Origin of the sequence: Virgibacillus necropolis (genome assembly GCF_002224365.1) — a bacterium.
GTDB classification, from domain to species: Bacteria; Bacillota; Bacilli; order Bacillales; family Amphibacillaceae; genus Virgibacillus_F; species Virgibacillus_F necropolis.
Window position 1 is genome coordinate 1,572,597 of record NZ_CP022437.1, and the last position, 18,797, is coordinate 1,591,393.

Annotated in this window: 19 protein-coding genes, 1 pseudogene and 1 riboswitch; of the genes and pseudogenes, 17 read left to right on the forward strand and 3 right to left on the reverse strand. The window is 37.4% G+C overall.

Annotation, left to right across the window (positions count from 1 at the left end; translation table 11 throughout):
* Positions 1-9 precede the first annotated feature (9 nt).
* On the forward strand, positions 10-1,185 hold the full coding sequence (locus tag CFK40_RS07275; protein ID WP_089531679.1) for an acetyl-CoA C-acetyltransferase: 1,176 nt from the start codon (positions 10-12) through the stop codon (positions 1,183-1,185).
* Between the two features lie 29 nt (positions 1,186-1,214).
* Positions 1,215-3,002, forward strand: a complete 1,788-nt coding sequence (locus tag CFK40_RS07280) for an acyl-CoA dehydrogenase FadE (RefSeq protein WP_089531680.1) — start codon at positions 1,215-1,217, stop codon at positions 3,000-3,002.
* Positions 3,003-3,132: 130 nt separating this feature from the next.
* Here the strand turns inward: CFK40_RS07280 and CFK40_RS07285 are convergent, their stop codons facing one another.
* Positions 3,133-3,750, reverse strand: coding sequence for a Uma2 family endonuclease (locus CFK40_RS07285; RefSeq protein WP_089531681.1), 618 nt, complete (start codon positions 3,748-3,750; stop codon positions 3,133-3,135).
* A gap of 298 nt (positions 3,751-4,048) precedes the next feature.
* Here CFK40_RS07285 and CFK40_RS07290 point away from each other — a divergent pair, with 298 nt between their 5' ends.
* The 14 genes from CFK40_RS07290 (at position 4,049) to CFK40_RS21790 (ending at position 15,078) form a co-directional block, all read left to right on the forward strand.
* Positions 4,049-4,408, forward strand: a complete 360-nt coding sequence (locus CFK40_RS07290) for an arsenate reductase family protein (protein ID WP_089531682.1) — start codon at positions 4,049-4,051, stop codon at positions 4,406-4,408.
* Between the two features lie 26 nt (positions 4,409-4,434).
* Positions 4,435-4,818 (forward strand): glycine cleavage system protein GcvH, encoded by a 384-nt coding sequence (gene gcvH, locus CFK40_RS07295; protein WP_089531683.1) that lies wholly within the window; start codon positions 4,435-4,437, stop codon positions 4,816-4,818.
* 208 nt (positions 4,819-5,026) lie between these two features.
* A complete protein-coding gene (locus CFK40_RS07300; RefSeq protein WP_089531684.1) occupies positions 5,027-5,383 on the forward strand; it encodes a toprim domain-containing protein in 357 nt (118 codons plus the stop codon).
* A gap of 237 nt (positions 5,384-5,620) precedes the next feature.
* Positions 5,621-5,932: a thioredoxin family protein gene (locus CFK40_RS07305; protein ID WP_089531685.1), complete on the forward strand. Its 312-nt coding sequence runs from the start codon at positions 5,621-5,623 to the stop codon at positions 5,930-5,932.
* Between the two features lie 74 nt (positions 5,933-6,006).
* Positions 6,007-6,119, forward strand: a riboswitch (SAM riboswitch).
* 289 nt (positions 6,120-6,408) lie between these two features.
* On the forward strand, positions 6,409-7,440 hold the full coding sequence (locus CFK40_RS07310; RefSeq protein WP_089531686.1) for a methionine ABC transporter ATP-binding protein: 1,032 nt from the start codon (positions 6,409-6,411) through the stop codon (positions 7,438-7,440).
* The gene (locus CFK40_RS07315; RefSeq protein ID WP_089531687.1) at positions 7,430-8,098 is read left to right on the forward strand and encodes a methionine ABC transporter permease; all 669 of its coding nucleotides are present in this window, start codon (positions 7,430-7,432) and stop codon (positions 8,096-8,098) included. The genes CFK40_RS07310 and CFK40_RS07315 overlap by 11 nt, the downstream gene beginning before the upstream one ends.
* A gap of 12 nt (positions 8,099-8,110) precedes the next feature.
* A complete protein-coding gene (locus tag CFK40_RS07320) occupies positions 8,111-8,938 on the forward strand; it encodes a MetQ/NlpA family ABC transporter substrate-binding protein (protein ID WP_089531688.1) in 828 nt (275 codons plus the stop codon).
* A gap of 199 nt (positions 8,939-9,137) precedes the next feature.
* Entirely contained in the window at positions 9,138-9,308 is a 171-nt protein-coding gene (locus tag CFK40_RS21085; RefSeq protein ID WP_168927221.1) for a YuzK family famiily protein, read from the forward strand.
* A 236-nt stretch (positions 9,309-9,544) separates the two neighbouring features.
* Positions 9,545-10,330: a Fe-S cluster assembly ATPase SufC gene (gene sufC / locus CFK40_RS07325; protein WP_089531689.1), complete on the forward strand. Its 786-nt coding sequence runs from the start codon at positions 9,545-9,547 to the stop codon at positions 10,328-10,330.
* A gap of 17 nt (positions 10,331-10,347) precedes the next feature.
* A complete protein-coding gene (sufD, locus tag CFK40_RS07330; RefSeq protein WP_089531690.1) occupies positions 10,348-11,649 on the forward strand; it encodes a Fe-S cluster assembly protein SufD in 1,302 nt (433 codons plus the stop codon).
* Positions 11,649-12,869, forward strand: a complete 1,221-nt coding sequence (locus CFK40_RS07335; protein ID WP_089531691.1) for a cysteine desulfurase — start codon at positions 11,649-11,651, stop codon at positions 12,867-12,869. The genes sufD and CFK40_RS07335 overlap by 1 nt, the downstream gene beginning before the upstream one ends.
* Positions 12,859-13,293, forward strand: coding sequence for a Fe-S cluster assembly sulfur transfer protein SufU (gene sufU, locus CFK40_RS07340; protein ID WP_089531692.1), 435 nt, complete (start codon positions 12,859-12,861; stop codon positions 13,291-13,293). The genes CFK40_RS07335 and sufU overlap by 11 nt, the downstream gene beginning before the upstream one ends.
* 59 nt (positions 13,294-13,352) lie before the next feature.
* On the forward strand, positions 13,353-14,750 hold the full coding sequence (sufB, locus tag CFK40_RS07345) for a Fe-S cluster assembly protein SufB (protein ID WP_089531693.1): 1,398 nt from the start codon (positions 13,353-13,355) through the stop codon (positions 14,748-14,750).
* A gap of 184 nt (positions 14,751-14,934) precedes the next feature.
* Complete coding sequence (locus CFK40_RS21790; RefSeq protein WP_161493843.1) at positions 14,935-15,078, forward strand: TetR-type transcription factor C-terminal domain-containing protein; 144 nt, start codon at positions 14,935-14,937, stop codon at positions 15,076-15,078.
* A 187-nt stretch (positions 15,079-15,265) separates the two neighbouring features.
* Here CFK40_RS21790 and CFK40_RS07350 read toward each other — a convergent pair.
* Positions 15,266-15,753 (reverse strand): annotated as a pseudogene (locus tag CFK40_RS07350) (aldehyde dehydrogenase family protein); the annotation flags it as partial.
* A gap of 11 nt (positions 15,754-15,764) precedes the next feature.
* Positions 15,765-17,309 carry a BCCT family transporter gene (locus CFK40_RS07355; RefSeq protein ID WP_089531694.1) on the reverse strand — a complete coding sequence of 515 codons (1,545 nt, stop codon included), beginning with the start codon at positions 17,307-17,309 and terminating at the stop codon, positions 15,765-15,767.
* A 443-nt stretch (positions 17,310-17,752) separates the two neighbouring features.
* Between CFK40_RS07355 and CFK40_RS07360 the strand changes: the two genes are divergently transcribed.
* Positions 17,753-18,790: an ornithine cyclodeaminase family protein gene (locus CFK40_RS07360; protein WP_089531695.1), complete on the forward strand. Its 1,038-nt coding sequence runs from the start codon at positions 17,753-17,755 to the stop codon at positions 18,788-18,790.
* The last annotated feature ends 7 nt before the right edge of the window (positions 18,791-18,797 follow it).

The window sequence follows — 18,797 nt, forward strand, 5'->3', positions numbered from 1 at the left end:
GGAAGTAATGTGAAGGAAGCAGTAATTGTTGCAGGTGCTAGAACCCCTGTAGGCAGAGCGAAAAAAGGGACACTTGCAAATACAAGACCAGACGACTTAGCAGCGTTAACGATCAAGGAAACATTAAAACGTGCTGGAAATTATGCTGGAAATATTGATGATGTCATTATCGGTTGTGCCATGCCAGAAGCGGAACAGGGTGCGAACATGGGTCGTAATATTGTAGGCCTTGCTGGATTAAAACATACCGTACCAGGCGTTACGATTAACAGGTTCTGTTCATCAGGCTTGCAAAGTATCGCATATGCAGCAGAAAAGATCATGGTTGGAGCAAGTGATTCAGTCATTGCTGGTGGTGCTGAATCAATGAGTTTAGTTCCAATGGGTGGTCACGTGATTAAGCCGAACACAAAGCTTGTCCAAGATGCACCAGGCTATTACATGTCAATGGGGCATACAGCTGAAGAGGTGGCAAATCGTTTTACTATCTCGCGTGCGGATCAGGATGCTTTTGCCGTTCGAAGTCATGAAAATGCTGCTAAGGCAATTCAAGCGGGTAAATTTAATGATGAGATTGTACCTGTTGAAGTGACTGAGCGTGTGATTGGAAAAAATAATAAAATTGAAGAAAAATCGTCCATGTTTGAAATGGATGAAGGAGTTCGTGCTGGAACAACAATGGATGTATTAGCCAAGCTACGTCCAGCATTTAATGTAAAAGGATCAGTTACGGCAGGAAACTCATCGCAAATGAGCGATGGTGCAGCGTCTGTTCTAGTAATGGATCGGGATAAGGCAGAGGCAGAAGGATTAACACCACTCGTTAAATTCCGTTCCTTTGCAGTTGCTGGAGTTGAACCAGAAATCATGGGTGTTGGTCCAATCGAAGCGGTACCCAAAGCATTGAAGATTGCTGGGCTTCAGCTTTCTGATATCGGATTATTTGAATTAAATGAAGCTTTTGCGGCTCAATCTGTACGCGTTATTCAAGGACTTGATTTAGATATAAATAAAGTCAATGTAAATGGTGGTGCGATTGCACTTGGTCATCCATTAGGCTGTACAGGAACGAAATTAACCCTAAGTCTTATTCATGAAATGAAACGCCGTAACGTACAATACGGAGTTGTAACCATGTGTATTGGTGGCGGTATGGGTGCTGCAGGTGTATTTGAATTACTATAAACTTATTCCATTAAAAGGGGACGTTTGACATGAGTGAAACAAAGGAAAGAATTTTTAAAGGTGGCGCTTTCTTAGTAGAAGACCTATCTTTTGATGATGTCATTACACCAGAGGATTTTACAGATGAGCATAAGATGATTGCTAAAACTACGGAAGACTTTGTAAATGGAGAGGTTTTACCAAAAGTACCAAACCTAGAAAATCATGAGTTTAACTATTCCGTAGAACTATTGAAAAAAGCAGGTGAACTTGGATTACTAGGTGCTGATGTACCTGAAGAATATGGCGGATTAGCATTAGATAAAATTAGTTCATCACTTATTACAGAAAAATTTTCACGTGTCGGCGGATTCTCTGTGACACATGGTGCACACGTTGGGATTGGATCACTTCCAATCGTATTTTTTGGAAACGATGAGCAAAAAGAAAAATATTTACCGAAACTAGCAACAGGTGAACTTTTAGCAGCCTATGCATTAACTGAGCCTTCCTCAGGATCTGATGCATTAGGCGCAAAAACGACTGCGAAGCTAAATGAAGCTGGTACACATTATATTTTAAATGGCGAAAAACAGTGGATCACAAACTCTGCATTTGCTGACGTATTCGTTGTATATGCAAAAATTGATAGCGAACATTTTACTGCGTTTATTGTAGAGCGCGAATTCCCTGGTGTTTCTACTGGTAGTGAGGAAGATAAAATGGGAATCAAAAGTTCGTCAACACGTACATTGATATTAGAAGATGCTGAAGTGCCTGTTGGAAACCTTCTAGGTGAAAAAGGTCGTGGGCACGTTATCGCATTCAACATTCTTAATGTAGGTCGATACAAATTAGCTATCGGTGGTGTCGGTGGTTCAAAACGCGGGATTGAAGTCGCTACAAAATACGTGAACGAACGCAAACAGTTTGGTACATCAATTTCGAGCTTCAGTCTAACTCAAGAAAAGTTAGCAACGATGGCAGCAAGAACCTATGCAAATGAAAGCGCTGTTTACCGTACAGTAGGATTATTTGAACAACGTATGGGCGCATTGACTGATGAACAATTAAAAGATGGCCGAGAGGTAGCACGTGCCATTGCCGAATACCAAATTGAGTGTTCCATAAACAAATTCACTGCTACAGAATGTCTGGATTATGTTGCCGATGAAGCCGTACAACTTCACGGTGGATATGGTTTCATGGAAGAATATGAAGTTGCGCGCATGTATCGTGATTCACGTATTAACCGTATCTTTGAAGGCACAAACGAAATTAACCGTCTAATCGTACCTGGTACATTATTGAAAAAAGCAATGAAGGGCGAATTACCATTACTTCAAAAAGCACAAAGTTTACAAGAAGAATTAATGATGATGATGATGCCAGAAGAAGTTGGTACAGAAATATTAGAACAAGAAAAGTACCTGTTAAGAAACGCAAAGAAAATGGTACTGCTTGGAGCAGGTCTAGCTGCACAAACATATAAGAAGAAACTTGAAAATGAGCAAGAAATTCTAGTAAACCTGGCCGATATGACAGCAGAAGTGTACAACATGGAAGCAGCAATTCTTCGTACGGAAAAAGCGATTAACAAAACTGGTGAAGAGAAAAATAAACAAAAGCTTCTATATACACATGTATATGTTCAAGAAGCATTTAATCGTGTTGAAGCAGATGCAAAGGAAACGTTAATTGCAATTGAGTCAGGTGACAATTTAAAAATGATGCTTTCATCATTACGCAAATTAACGCGTCATACACCAACAAATGTTATTGCGAAGAAACGCGAGATTGCGGCAACAATTATTAAAGAAGAGCGTTATGTAGTATAAGTTTGCCATGGAAAAGCTGCAGTCTTTTGATTGCAGCTTTTTTTAGCAGTTAAGAAATCCCTTCTTACTGCATAAGTGCAATTAAGGCTTGGCGATAAACTATGATTCGTAGTTATAAATGAGGATACTTTTACTCTATATCATGATCTTTAATAGTAGGAATATTGTTCATAACTTCAGACATGGTAAAAGAAATACAAGGAATTTGTGGAGAAGTTACTTGTTCATTGTTCTGAAATACGTTGAAAAGTTCATAATGTTCCGTGTGGAGAATGTATTCTTCTAAAATTCCACTAACCGGTTCCACGATCCAATATTCAGGAATTTGGGACTTTGCATAAGACTTTAATTTATCAATCTTATCCCGTTTTAGTGTTGAAGGAGAAAGGATTTCTACAACAAGATCGGGAGCTCCTTCTATACCTCGATTACTTAAAATATCCAAACGTTTGCGATTTACGAGAACAAGATCAGGTTGCCGAACTTCGGTATTAGATAAAATGACATCGACAGGCGCAAATAAAATAAGGTAGTCAGACTCGCAGCTTCGAGCAATGTTCTTTTGTATCTCATATACGACCAGCTGATGATTTACCGATGGGGCCGGACTCATCATCTCTAACTTACCTCCCGCTAATTCATAATAATTTCCATCATCAATGGATGCATAATCATCATAGGTGAGACCACTTTCCTTCATTAGATCCTTACTAGATTTGTAATTATTATTTTTGTATTTATACCCCATAGTGATTCCCCCTCCCGCAATATAGTTTACAGTATTTTCAGTATACCACCAATTATAAACACTTTCTATAATCTATATTCTTTTGACTGAACATATCACATGTGTTTTTATTAGAAGACTTGGCATTAACCAAGTCTTTGGGCGAATGCCTTAGTTGCACTGATGCAGAAAGAAATATGGATATACTTTTTTTACTGCTAAAAAATATAATGTAACACTTAGCGTTTTCATCGACCATATATGCACAAATTTGCTATAATAAAATATGTAGTTAGTTGAATTGGTTGGAGGAATGCTTGTGGCTTTAACATTTTATTGGTATCCTAATTGTGGCACGTGTAAAAAAGCAAAAAAATGGCTAGATGATAACAATATCGATTATACTAGTATACATATTGTTGAAGAAACCCCATCTGAACAAGCAATTTTAGACATGATGAACAAAAGTGAGCTTCCTGCAAAAAAGTTTTTTAATACAAGTGGGAAAAGCTATCGCGAGAAAAATATTAAAGAAAAAATTGTGAATGCTTCAAATGAAGAGATGGCAAGAATTCTAGCGTCTGATGGTATGCTAATTAAACGTCCATTAACAACAGATGGTGAAACGGTCACAGTCGGATTTAAAGAAGAAATCTTTAATCATACATGGAAAAAATAATAGAACTAATTAATGGAGGGATTTAAATGAGTTTACCAAAAGACTTATTATATTCAGAGGAACATGAGTGGGTAAAAAAAGAAGATGGTAAGGTACGTATTGGTATTACAGAATTCGCGCAATCCGAGTTAGGTGATATCGTATTTGTTGAACTTCCAGAGGTTGGAGACGAAATTGAAGCGGATGAGCCATTTGGTAGTGTTGAGTCAGTTAAAACGGTTTCTGAATTATATGCTCCTGTTAGTGGGAAAGTTGTTGAAGTTAATGAAGATCTTGAAGATAGCCCAGAATTCGTTAACGAATCTCCTTATGAAAAAGCATGGATGGTTGTCGTTGAGCTATCAAGTGAATCAGAACTAGATGAATTATTATCTTCTGAAAAATATGAAGAAGTAATTAGTGAAAGTTAATTTAATATAGTTTGACGAGCAGTAAAACCTTGATTGATTCAACTAGCATATAGCGAGAAAGAAACTGAATGAAGTTTCACTTTATTAAATAGAACTTATTTTAGGCTGACTTGCACCTTTTAAAAAGGGATGTATAGTCAGCCTTATTCACATCATATGATTAGTGTATAGAAGTTAATTTGCTTGATTTCATGAGGAGTGATATGTCATGATTACACCTGAACCTGACAAAGTTATTATTGTTGAAGGGTTAACAGATAAAAAACAAATTGAAAAAATAATCACGGAACCAGTTACGATTATTTGTACAAATGGAACGTTTGGTGTGGCTCGTTTTGATGAGCTTTTAGACACCTATGATTTGGACAATAAAGAAGTTTATATTCTTGCAGATGAAGACAATGCTGGAATGAAACTTAGAAAACAACTAACCCGTGAGCTTCCGCATGCTGAACATATTCATGTGAGTAGTGAATTTCGTGAAGTAGCAACAACTCCAGAATCTGCACTTGCTACAGCATTAGTAAGCAAGCGAATTAATGTTAATCCAATATTTTTGATTTAAATTAAAGTGTGTGTTCAAAAAGGCGGCAAATTAGAAACAAGGTCGACAAAGAACGCAACGTCCTGTTGCAAAGTCGACATTAGCACGTCCTGTGCGTCAAGTTCAGGCCGCGAAGATTTTGAGGACCGGAGCGTATGCTTTTAATACGTGAGGACCGGAAAAACTGAGCAACGAAGAAATTCGCCGTTTATCATTTGGTGACTTTTTGACAACCTCTTAAAGTGTAAGGTGATAGTATTGCAACCAATAACAGATGAACAACTAAAGCAAGATCATTACTTTTTATACATTTATACACCTTTTTGTGGGACCTGTCATTTGGCAAAAACGATGTTACACAAAATCGAATCGGTCCATAAAGAGAATATTTTTTTGGAGATGAATGCATCTTTATACCCTGAATTCATGCAAGAAGCACAAGTTGAAAGTGTTCCATGTCTTCTTATTAAGGATAACAATGTAATCAAAGAAAAAGTTTATGCATTCCAATCGATACCCAATATCTATACTTATTTGATGAAGTATGAGCCGAAGCTGTTCGCAACTTAATTTTTTGTTGACAGGTGTCTAATCTGGTGGTACGATTTGATTTGTAACTTTTTATACCATTAAATAATTTTACTCTCTTATCTAGAGCGGTGGAGGGGCTGGCCCTATGAAACCGCGGCAACCTTCAAACGATTTATTGTTTGAAAGGTGCTAACTCCTGCGAAGCGATTGCTTTGGCAGATGGGAGAACGTAAAGACTTAAATTATTACGTCTTTCTGTTCTTTCACAGAAAAGACGTTTTTTATTTTTTACAGACTATAAAATGGAAGAGCTGTGGAATACTAATCAACAAAATTAGCTACTTCTCGTTTTATGGCTAGTGCTTTTGTTTTTATTTGTCTAGCTCCAGCGCCTAGACACTAGGGGACATAAGCAGTTCGCTTCCGCGCGAGCAAAGCACCCACACTGCACCGCTCTGCTTATGCTTGTCGTGTCTTTCAAGGCGCTTTCGCTTTTCTTATTTAGGAGGTTTTTTATGATTTCGATTGAAGGTTTACGTAAACAATTTATAACGAATAAATCGACAATCCATGCGGTTGATGATTTGTCGTTAACAATAAAAGAAGGTGAAATATTTGGTGTCATCGGGTACAGTGGTGCTGGAAAAAGTACCTTTGTCCGGTTATTAAACCGTTTGGAGGAGCCATCTGGTGGTCGTATTGTAATTGACCAACAGGAAATCACTTCTCTTAATACCAAGCAATTACGCTTAGCCAGACAGGAAATTGGAATGATTTTTCAGCATTTTAATCTCCTATGGTCAAGAACGGTGAGGGATAATATTACGTTTCCTTTAGAAATTGCTGGCGTTCCAAAAAATGAACGCGATGAGCGGGTTACAGAGCTTATTCGTTTAGTTGGATTAACAGGCAGGGAAACCGCCTATCCTTCCCAACTAAGCGGTGGGCAAAAGCAACGGGTTGGTATCGCACGGGCATTAGCCAATAATCCAAAAGTATTACTTTGCGATGAAGCGACATCCGCACTTGATCCAGAGACAACAAACTCAATACTCGATTTATTAGTCGATATTAATGAAAAGCTCGGTTTAACCATTATTTTAATTACCCATGAAATGCATGTGATTCGAAAGATCTGTAATCAGGTGGCTGTTATGGAAAATGGAAAAATTGTTGAACAAGGAGATGTTCTAGATATTTTCTTAAGACCACAGCAGCAGGTTACAAGGAAATTCGTAGAGCAAGTTATGGGTACAGAAGATGAAAATGAAAGTATAGATCAGCTTGTTCAAAGTTATGATCAAGGAAAGATTGTTCGCCTTCACTTTATCGGTGAAACGACCAATCAGGCTTTAATCAGTCACTTGGCAAAAAAATATGAGGTTGACATTAATATTTTACAAGGGAAAATCACCCAAACACAGCGCGGAGCTTATGGAACAATATTTGTCCAAATGATTGGAGAAAAAACAGAACTAGATGAATCGGTACGTTTTGTGACAGACGATACTTCCGTGGAAGTAGAGGTGATTCGCGATGTTAACTAAATTGTTTCCTAATCTAGATGTACAGGATTTTTGGATAGCCACTTATGAAACATTTTATATGACCATTTTAGCTTTGATTGGAACATTTATTTTAGGAATCTTGCTAGGCTTACTTTTATATCTGACAACGAAAAATGGGATATGGGAAAACAAATTTTTGAACATGATTGTAGCAGCCATTGTTAATGTTTTTCGGGCTATTCCGTTTATCATTTTAATTTTGCTATTATTTCCTTTTACCGACTTTTTAATTGGTACGATACGCGGTCCAAACGCAGCGTTACCAGCATTAATTATAGGATCCGCACCGTTTTACGGTAGGTTAGTTGAAATAGCTTTGAGAGAGGTTGATAAAGGAGTTGTTGAAGCCGCGAAGTCAATGGGGGCCAAAACACGCACGATTATTTTTCGGGTACTATTGCCTGAATCCATGCCGGCACTTATTTCTGGCCTGACGGTTACGGCAATTGCTTTAATTGGTTATACTGCGATGGCTGGCGTCATTGGTGCGGGTGGACTCGGAAACTACGCTTATTTTTACGGTTTCCAACGACATGATTTTGATGTTGTGTTAGTTTGTACCATATTGATTGTCATTATTGTATTTATTTTTCAGTTCATTGGAGACTTCATTTCCAACAAATTAGATAAAAGATAAGGGGAGAATATTATGAAGAAAATTTTAGCGTTTGTTTCAGTTCTCGTATTATTGGCGTTAGCTGCATGTGGAGGTAATGACGATACTAGTGGTAACAATGACTCAGAAATAACTGTAGGTGCATCTAGTGTCCCTCACGCTCAAATCTTAGAAGAAGCAAAGCCAATTCTTAAAGAAAAAGGTATTACGTTAAACATTGAAGAGTATCAAGACTATGTTTTACCTAACCAAGACTTAGCTAGTGGTGATTTAGATGCAAATTACTTCCAACATATTCCATACTTGAATCAGCAAAAAGAAGAATTGGGTTATAATTTTACGCATCTTGGTGGAATTCATATTGAACCAATTGGAATTTATTCCAAAACAATTGAAAGTGTAGACGATATATCAAAAGGCACGGAAGTAATCATGAGCCGTTCGGTTGCTGATCATGGACGTATTCTATCCTTGTTAGAAAAAGAGGGGTTAATTAAGCTAGCGGAAGATGTTGATAAAGTTGAAGCAACAGTTGATGATATTGTTGAAAATCCTAAAAACTTACAATTCTCATCAGATATTGACGCAGCGCTTTTACCTGATATGTATCAGACTGAAGAAAATGCATTAGTCGCAATTAATACAAATTATGCAATTGGCGCAGAGTTAAATCCAATGGAGGATGCTTTGATCCTAGAGGGTGAAGAATCGCCATATGTGAATGTAGTTGCGGTTCAGAAGGAAAATAAAGATAATGAAGCATTAAATACCTTAGTTGATGTATTGCACTCTGACGAAATTCAAAACTTTATCTTAGAAGAATTTGATGGAGCAATTGTTCCAGTTGATGGGAAAAAGTAAATTCGGAGTATTGTAAAGTAAATGGAAGCAATTAGTTAAATAAAATAAGAAAAGATCGCTAACTTCATTTCAGGGGGAAATATTCAATCTGAATCGTTATCCTACGTTTATTTGCGTTTTGTAAGGGTACTATAATTGTGTTAACCTTATTATTGTACTTAATTCGAAAGGATGATTCACTATTTATAGTGGGATACGAATGAAACACACTCCTGAAATGGAGAAAGCGATGCAACAGTCACACAATATGGGCTATGCAGAGTACGGACGCAAGTTAGAGAATCAAATTGCAGTTGAAAAAAAACGTCAACATGAATATGAAAAATGTAAACACATGGTAGCTGAACTAGATAATCAATTACACAAATAAAATAGAACGTATGTCTATGTTGGTGATGTGAAGAGATTCACATCATCAGCATTTTTCTTTTTACATATTAATATAGAAGAAACTCGTACTTTTTAAAGGATAGAATACGCCAGTACTTGATTTAAAAGAGTTGAAAATAAATTGGAAATGATTTAAGATTGTAATGAGAATAAATTGAGAATGGATATAATTGTTCATTTGATAAATAGCATATAACAGTAATTGGAGGTATCGACATGGCAGGATCAACACTAGAAATAAAAAATCTTCGTGTATCGATTGAAGATAGTGAAATATTGAAAGGGGTAAACCTTACGATAAAAGGTGGCGAGTTCCATGCAGTTATGGGACCAAATGGTACAGGAAAGTCGACACTTGCATCTGCAATCATGGGGCATCCTAAATATGAAATAACAGAAGGAAGCGTCCTTTTAGATGGCGAAGATGTTCTTGAAATGGAAGTAGATGAACGCGCTCGCGCAGGACTTTTCTTAGGTATGCAATATCCAAGTGAGATTAGTGGAGTAACAACTTCTGACTTCTTGCGTTCATCTGTAAACGCTCGTCGCGCGGAAGGTGATGAAATTTCTTTAATGAAATTCATTAAAGAAATGGATAGTACACTTGATTATCTTGAAATTGATAAAAATATGGCGCAACGTTATTTAAATACAGGTTTCTCCGGTGGGGAAAAGAAGCGTAATGAAATTCTTCAGCTTATGATGATTAAGCCTGAAATTGCAATTTTAGATGAAATTGACTCAGGACTTGATATTGATGCATTGAAAGTAGTATCAAAAGGAATTAATAAGTTGCGCGATGAAAATTTCGGTTGCTTGATTATTACACACTACCAACGTCTATTGAATTATATTACGCCAGATCATGTTCATATCATGATGCAAGGCCGTGTCGTTAAATCCGGCGGACCTGAGCTTGCTAAACGATTAGAAGCAGAAGGATACGAGTGGATTAAAGAAGAATTAGGTATTGAAGACGAAACTGTAGGGCAAAAAGCGTAGAAGTTAGGAGGGATAATATGACTGTGGACACAAAACTGCCATATGATCAAGAATATATCAATCAGTTTTCAAAAGATAGAAATGAACCAGAATGGATGAAATCACTACGCCTTCACGCTCTTGATCAAGCTGCGTCGCTTGAAATGCCGAAGCCTGACAAAACCAGAATTGGTAAATGGAATTTCAGTAACTTTAAGCACTCTGCAAAAGGCGAAGAGCTTTCATCACTTGAAAATCTGCCAGTAGAAATTAAAGACTTTATTGAAAAGGGATCGGAAAATCTTATTATTCAACGTAATCATTCTGTAGCATACGCATCACTAAATGCTGAGCTTAAAGAAAAAGGCGTTATTTTTACCGATATCTTTACAGCGTTGAAAGAACATGAGGATTTAGTGAAACGCTATTACATGAAAGATGCTGTGTCAGTTGATGAGCACCGTTTAACAGCGTTACATGCAGCTTTGATGAATGGTGGTATCTTTGTTTATGTACCAAAAAATGTTGAACTAGATGTACCATTACAAACTATTTTCTGGCAGGAAGATCCTGAAGTTGCGCTGTTTAACCATGTGCTAGTTGTTGCAGACGATAATAGTTCACTAACCTATGTTGAGAACTATATTTCATCTAACCATGAGCAGGAAACCGTAGCGAATATCGTTACAGAAGTTATTGCACATAATAATGCTAGAATTTCTTTTGGTGCAGTTGACAACTTTGCAGAGGGAACTACTACCTATGTTAACCGCCGTGGCGTTGCCTATCGTGACGCGAAAATTGACTGGGCATTAGGGCAAATGAACGATGGAAACACTGTTTCAGAAAATATTACACACTTAGTTGGTGATAATTCTGAATCAAACGCGAAAACAGTAACAGTCGGTCGTGGAAAACAAACACAAAACTTTACTGCAAAAATCGTTCACTTTGGTAAAGAGTCTGAAGGTTATATTTTACAGCACGGAGTAATGAAAGATAGCGCTACTGCGATTTTTAATGGAATTGGTAAAATCGAACATGGTGCTTCTAAATCTAACGCTGAGCAAGAATCACGTGTATTAATGTTAAGTGAAAAATCGCGTGGGGATGCTAATCCAATCTTGTTAATTGATGAAGATGATGTTACAGCAGGTCACGCTGCATCAGTTGGTCGTGTTGATCCTGTTCAATTATACTACTTGATGAGTCGTGGTATTACACAACAAGAGGCTGAACGCTTGATTATTCATGGTTTCTTGGCGCCAGTTGTTAACCAACTTCCAATCGAGTCAGTTAAAAAGCAGCTGACCCAAGTTATTGAAAGGAAGGTTTACTGATGGATGTAAAAGCCATTCGGCAAATGTTCCCTATTCTTGACCAGGAAGTTAACGGACATCCATTAGTTTATCTTGACTCATCAGCAACATCACAAAAACCATTACCAGTTATCGAAGCGATCGATACTTATTATCGCTTCGATAACTCGAATGTGCATCGTGGCGTTCACACTCTTGGTACACGTGCTACTGAAAAATATGAAGGAGCACGCGAAAAGGTTAGACGCTTCATCAATGCTTCTAGTACAGCCGAAGTTATTTTCACACGTGGTACGACTACAGCAATAAATACAGTGGCAACTAGCTATGCTCGCCAGAATTTAAAAGAAGGCGATGAAATTGTTATTACGCCGATGGAGCATCACAGTAATATCATTCCTTGGCAACAAGCCGCAAAAGCTACTGGTGCAATTTTAAAATATATACCACTTGAAGAAGATGGTACTATTGCACTTGACGCTGTACGTGATACAATTACTAGTAATACAAAGATTGTTTCAGTTATGCATGTTTCCAATGTCCTTGGAACGATCAATCCAATTAAAGAAGTCGCAGAAATTGCTCACCAAAATGGGGCAGTAATGCTTGTTGACGGTGCGCAAGGTGCACCACACATGGCGATTGATGTAATCGATTTGGATTGTGATTTCTATGCGTTTTCGGGTCATAAAATGGGAGGACCAACTGGAATTGGTGTTTTGTATGGTAAGCGTGAATTTTTAGAAAAGATGGAACCTGTTGAATTTGGTGGAGAAATGATTGATTTTGTTCATTTACAGGACTCCACATGGAAGGAGCTGCCTTGGAAGTTTGAAGGCGGGACTCCAATTATTGCAGGTGCTATTGGATTAGGCGCTGCGATTGACTTCCTAAATGAAGTAGGAATGGACAACATCATTGAACATGAACATAAATTAGCTCGCTATGCACTTGATCAATTGCGTACGATTGATGGAATTACCATTTATGGTCCAGAAGAACGTGCAGGGCTTGTTACATTTAATTTAAATGATGTACATCCACATGATACAGCGACAGCACTTGATGCGGAAGGTATAGCAGTACGTGCAGGCCATCATTGTGCACAACCATTAATGCGATGGTTAGAAGTAACAGCAACAGCACGTGCTAGCTTTTATTTATATAACAACGAAGAAGATATTGACAAGTTAGTTTCCGGACTTGTTAAAACAAAGGAGTATTTTGGTGATGTCTTTTAATAACCTCGATACACTATATAGACAAGTAATCATGGATCACTATAAGCACCCAAGAAACCGCGGATTTGTCGAAGGTGACGCTCTGACAGTTGATATGAATAACCCTACATGTGGCGATCGTATTCAATTACAGCTTAAAATTGACGATGGTATTGTTACAGATGCAAAATTCGAGGGTGAAGGATGTTCAATCAGCATGTCATCGGCATCGATGATGACTCAAGCAGTTAAAGGAAAAAAAATAGATCAAGCAATGAAAATGTCTGAGTTATTTTCACAGATGATGCTTGGCGAAGATGTTGATACAGAAGAATTTGATTTAGAAGATATTGAAGCATTGCAAGGAGTAACAAAATTTCCAGCCCGTATTAAATGTGCAACACTAGCTTGGAAAGCAATGGAAAAAGGTGTTCATGACGAGTAGGTAGCCAATCGATCATTTTATGAAACTTGAGTTACAAACACCTAAAGGAGGTTTTTTAGATGGCGAAAAAAGCACCTGAAATAGAAGAGTATAAGTATGGATTTCATGATAAAGACGTTTCCATTTTTCGTACAGAAAAAGGGTTAACACCGAATGTGGTAAAAGAAATTTCTAAAATTAAAGATGAACCTCAGTGGATGCTTGATTACCGTTTGAAAGCATTGGAGCAATTTTATAAAATGCCTATGCCACAATGGGGCGGAGATCTTTCTGAATTGAATTTTGATGAGATCATCTATTACGTTAAACCATCAGAACGTCAAGGAAAAACATGGGATGAAGTACCTGAGGAAATTAAACAAACTTTTGATAAGCTAGGAATTCCAGAGGCTGAGCAAAAATACTTGGCAGGTGTTTCTGCACAATATGAATCTGAGGTTGTGTACCATAGCTTGAAAAAGGATTTATCAGATTTAGGAATTATCTTTAAAGATACAGACACTGCGTTAAAAGAAAACGAAGACTTATTTAAAGAGTATTTCGGAAAAGTTATTCCTGCTTCTGACAATAAGTTCTCTGCATTAAATTCAGCAGTATGGTCAGGTGGTTCGTTCATATACGTACCAAAAGGCGTACAAACAACAACACCGCTACAAGCCTATTTCCGTATCAACTCGGAAAACATGGGACAATTCGAACGTACACTGATCATTGTTGATGAAGGTGCATCCGTTCACTATGTAGAAGGTTGTACAGCACCAGTTTATACTACGAATTCCTTGCATAGTGCAGTTGTTGAAATCTTTGTTAAGAAAGACGCATACTGTCGCTATACAACAATTCAAAACTGGGCAAACAATGTTTATAACCTGGTAACAAAACGTGCAACATGCGATGCGAACGCAACAATGGAATGGGTCGATGGCAACATTGGATCTAAGTTAACAATGAAGTATCCTGCTGTCATCTTAAAAGGTGAAGGTGCACGTGGTATGACATTATCTATTGCGATCGCTGGCCGTGGACAACACCAAGATGCTGGAGCTAAAATGCACCACTTAGCACCAAACACTTCATCTACTATTGTTTCGAAATCAATTTCAAAACAAGGTGGTAAAGTAACGTATCGCGGAATCGTTCATTTCGGACGTAAAGCAGACGGCGCACGCTCTAACATCGAGTGTGACACGTTAATTATGGATAATGAATCTACTTCAGATACCATTCCATACAATGAAGTAAATAACGAAAATATTTCACTCGAGCACGAAGCAAAAGTTTCAAAAGTTTCTGAAGAACAATTATTCTACTTAATGAGTAGAGGAATTAGCGAACAAGAAGCTACTGAAATGATCGTAATGGGCTTCATCGAGCCATTCACGAAAGAACTTCCAATGGAATACGCAGTTGAGATGAATCGACTAATTAAGTTTGAGATGGAAGGTTCGATAGGATAATAGCTTTAAACCCTTGTCACAACAGTGTTTGTGGCAAGGGTGTTTTTTTATTTGTGCCCCATTTGTACCCCGTAGTTGTCCATTGATTCATTATAAAACATATTTTTGCAAGTGATTTTGCTTGTTTTAGTAACTTACAATATGTCTTCATATGCTGATACCTTTGCTGTAGATATGCAGGTAAGTGTCAGCTGTTGAACGGTTGCGTGCTTATGAGAGTTTATTTGTCAATACCTATAAAGATGGAGTAAAAGTAGGGATGTTTAGACCACAGGATCCCCATCCGATTATCATGGGAATGTTCGGAATGGTGAATTGGCTTTATTAATGGTTTGACGAGGATGGAGCTTATTCAAAAGAAGCTATTACAAACCTCTATTTACAATTTCTTGAGCAAGGATACATGAAGGTAAAATAGGAGATTAAAATAGGTGGCATAATGTAAACCATATGCCACCTTTGGTTTTCTTTAATACAAGTTAGGTTATTCTGAAGTAGAATTAACTCTGTTATTATTATAAATTACCAATCGACAAATATTTCGTTTCCAAATAAGGTTCAATTCCTTCTAGTCCACCTTCGCGTCCAAGTCCGCTCTCCTTCATACCGCCAAACGGTGCATGAGCAGCAGATGGAGCGCCATCATTCCAACCAACGATACCAAAGTCTAAATTCTCATGTAAGTATGTCCCAGTCTGATAGTTATTAGTAAAGAAATAGGCTGCCAATCCATATGGAGTAGAGTTTGCAATTTCTACATCTTCTTCAATCGTTTTAAAACTTGTGATAGGAGCAACTGGTCCAAATGTTTCTTCATGCATGATGTCCATTTCAGACGTGACGTTTTTTAATACAGTTGGATGGACAAAGAAATATCCTTTCTCTTTATCTGCATCGAATTTATTGAAATCAGGACTTGGGCACCTTTTTCAACCGCATTATTTATTTGAGAAACAATTTTGTCGAAACTGTCCATATAGCTGGTACATTTATTTACAACTGGGAATCCAGCCATTATTGAGCTATATCTTGATCTTGCGGGCTTTTTTCTGTGTTACTGGTTTGTTTAATTTCCGCTTTAAATTCTTTCCTTAATGCTTTAATTAGCGCCCAGCTTATAAAAATGGATATTATCGTAAAGGGACTGGCTACAACAATTGATATGGTTTTTACTGCATCCAGTCCACCTGCTAATAAAAAAACTATTGCTGATCCGGCAGTAATAATTCCCCATGCTATTTTGACTTTGTTTGATGGATTAAGGTCTCCATTACTGCTTAACATTCCTAATACAAATGTGGCTGAGTCAGCTGATGTAATAAAGAATGAGAAAATTAGAATGAGAGCCAGTATACTTAACAAAGAGCCGAAAGGAATATTACTTAAGAAAGCAAAGAGGGCTCCATCCACATTCGCGTTTATACTCTCCGCCAATTTGCTATTACCTAAATCATGAATTAAATGAATGGCGCTGCCCCCGAGGACCGAAAACCAAATAAAGGATATGAAAGAAGGTACTAATAAAACACCTAAAACAAATTCCTTAATGGTTCTGCCTTTTGAAATCCTTGCAATAAATGAGCCTACAAAAGGAGCCCATGTGGTCCACCAAGCCCAGTAAAATACTGTCCATGCACCTATCCAATTATTAGCTTCATTATTAAAAGGTTCCATTCGAAGGCTCATAGGCAAAATACTACCAAAGTAGCTTCCAGTTGAAGATATTAGCATTTCAAAAATTTGTTTAGTAGGCCCAATGATTAGCACGGAAAGGGTTAGTAAGGTTAATATTAGCATGTTAAAGTTAGATAAATATTTAATACCCCGACTTATACCTGACCACGAAGAAATAATAAATAGTAAAGTTGCAACTCCTATAACCAGTAATTGCAAAGTTAATGTATTTGGAACTCCCCATTGCGAATTCATTCCGCTAGTAATTTGTAACGTACTTAGTCCAAACGTACTAGCAACACCTACAGCGGTAATAAATACGGAAAGAATATCAATTGTTTTACCGATAGGGCCATTAATTCTATCACCTAACAGTGGGCGGAACAAGGAGCTAATGGAAAATGGAAGGTCTTTGCGAAAATGGAAATATGCTAATCCCAAAGCTACTATTCCGTAAAGTGCCCAGGGATGCAAACCCCAATGAAAAAAAGTATATTTCATAGCTACGGAGGCGGCTTCCCCTGTTGATCCCTCTCCATAAGGTGGTGTTGTATAGTGCATGACAGGTTCAGCAACCCCCCAAAACACCAACCCGACTCCCATTCCTGCACTAAATAGCATGGTAATCCATGAAAAGGTGCTATAAGCGGGTTTATCTGCATCTTTTCCTAAACGGATGTTTCCATATTTTGAAAACATTAAATACAGACAAATAAATACTAAGATAGTTCCGACAAGTAGATAAAACCAGTTAAAGTAAGTAACCGCGAAGTCCAGAAAGGCGGATGCTTTCTGACCTAACCAATCATTAAAGACAACACCGATAACTACGAACAAAATACTAAGTGATAAAGAAATACTAAAAACGCTATTTCGCTTTAGCAAAAAAATCTCCCCCTCATTTCATTTCTCCTAAAATAAAATAAACTAACCGTTCCGTAGTGATTTTACCAAGTTCTCATAGAGATCCTCCTGGATCGGGTACCACTCCTTAAAAGACAGATTAGATTTCATGTGATGGTTGTTAACCACTATTATTGCAATCGCTTACATAGCTAATTAATCATGATTATAACATAATCATGATGTAAAACAAGAGTTGTTATCGGGATATTCAAAAAATTATTTTAAAATAAATAATCTGAAAAAAATCATTGCATTTTTAAATAATCATGATTATAATATAATCAAAGTTAATATAGTGATTATTTAACCATTCGAGGGGGGATTCATGAAAAGTTAACATTGCAGCATTAACCAAATAAATGAACAAATCGCTATCTGAATGATGGGTAACTAAAACAAATGAGAAGGAAGTGTTTCGTTAAATGAGTAATTCTAAAGAAGTAAACGTTTTATGGTTGTCTCAAGAGGAGTGTATCGAAAGCGGCGCAAAAGATATGGATATGATTCTCGAATATGTAGAAAAAGTAAATTTATGGTTGGCAGAAGATAAAGTGGTCGAACCGGAATTATTACATCTGTTATGGGAGGAAGGAAACTATTCTGGTCAGAGAATCGGTGTTCATGCTGCTCTTATTCGTTCTGAGGAAATGCGAGTTGCTGCAGTGAAAGGGATACCAAGTAATCCGATGAACCCAATACAAAGACAGACACCAAGATCAAACGGAATGATTATTCTTTATAACGAAGAAACGGGATATCCTTTTTCTGTAATGGATGACACTATTGTAAGCGCTTTACGTACCGGGGCTTCAAGTGCTTTGGGTGCAAAGTATTGTGCTCGCCCGGATTCAGAGATTCTCGGGTTGGTAGGCTGTGGTGTTATTCAAAATGCCCATATTGAAGCAACAAGCAAAGTAATGAAAAATATTAAAACCGTACGATTATATGATGTAAGCGAGGAACGAGCAGAGAAATTTGCTGCTAAATGGAAACATCTTGGATATAAGTTTGAGATTTGTAGTGATGTGGAAGCGGCAGTAGCACAGTCGGATATCGTATATACAGCAACAAACGTCAATCTGGGAAATGAATATATTCCTAAAGAATGGATAAAGAAAGGTTCTTTCCACTCTGGTGTTTCTATGTGGGATCATAAAAACGAAGCTATTTTAGAAGGCTTTAATAAATATTGTATGGACTATAAACTCCGCTTAAAAGATGATAAATATCCTTTATCGGAATTAACCAAGTCCGGCCAATTGGACCAGAACGATATCATTGAATTGGGAGAAGTGATCAAAGGAGATAAGATCTGCCGGGAAAATGAGGATGACAGTATCTTCTTTGTAACATTGGGTATTTGTGCAACAGATACGGCGAACAGCTATCGGATTTATCAAAATGCGAAGGAACGTGGATTGGGTACTGGAGTGAAATTGTGGTCTGAACCTGCAATGTAATAATTAA

What these genes read in the sequence shown, in the direction of transcription:
- CFK40_RS21085 (WP_168927221.1), top strand. Translation starts at nt 9,138, where the DNA reads ATGAAACACACTCCTGAAATGGAGAAAGCGATGCAACAGTCACACAAT.
- sufC (WP_089531689.1), top strand. Translation starts at nt 9,545, where the DNA reads ATGGCAGGATCAACACTAGAAATAAAAAATCTTCGTGTATCGATTGAA.
- gcvH (WP_089531683.1), top strand. Translation starts at nt 4,435, where the DNA reads ATGAGTTTACCAAAAGACTTATTATATTCAGAGGAACATGAGTGGGTA.
- CFK40_RS07335 (WP_089531691.1), top strand. Translation starts at nt 11,649, where the DNA reads ATGGATGTAAAAGCCATTCGGCAAATGTTCCCTATTCTTGACCAGGAA.
- CFK40_RS07280 (WP_089531680.1), top strand. Translation starts at nt 1,215, where the DNA reads ATGAGTGAAACAAAGGAAAGAATTTTTAAAGGTGGCGCTTTCTTAGTA.
- sufD (WP_089531690.1), top strand. Translation starts at nt 10,348, where the DNA reads ATGACTGTGGACACAAAACTGCCATATGATCAAGAATATATCAATCAG.
- CFK40_RS07320 (WP_089531688.1), top strand. Translation starts at nt 8,111, where the DNA reads ATGAAGAAAATTTTAGCGTTTGTTTCAGTTCTCGTATTATTGGCGTTA.
- sufB (WP_089531693.1), top strand. Translation starts at nt 13,353, where the DNA reads ATGGCGAAAAAAGCACCTGAAATAGAAGAGTATAAGTATGGATTTCAT.
- CFK40_RS07285 (WP_089531681.1), bottom strand. Translation starts at nt 3,750, where the DNA reads ATGGGGTATAAATACAAAAATAATAATTACAAATCTAGTAAGGATCTA.
- CFK40_RS07300 (WP_089531684.1), top strand. Translation starts at nt 5,027, where the DNA reads ATGATTACACCTGAACCTGACAAAGTTATTATTGTTGAAGGGTTAACA.
- CFK40_RS07310 (WP_089531686.1), top strand. Translation starts at nt 6,409, where the DNA reads ATGATTTCGATTGAAGGTTTACGTAAACAATTTATAACGAATAAATCG.
- sufU (WP_089531692.1), top strand. Translation starts at nt 12,859, where the DNA reads ATGTCTTTTAATAACCTCGATACACTATATAGACAAGTAATCATGGAT.
- CFK40_RS07360 (WP_089531695.1), top strand. Translation starts at nt 17,753, where the DNA reads ATGAGTAATTCTAAAGAAGTAAACGTTTTATGGTTGTCTCAAGAGGAG.
- CFK40_RS07315 (WP_089531687.1), top strand. Translation starts at nt 7,430, where the DNA reads ATGTTAACTAAATTGTTTCCTAATCTAGATGTACAGGATTTTTGGATA.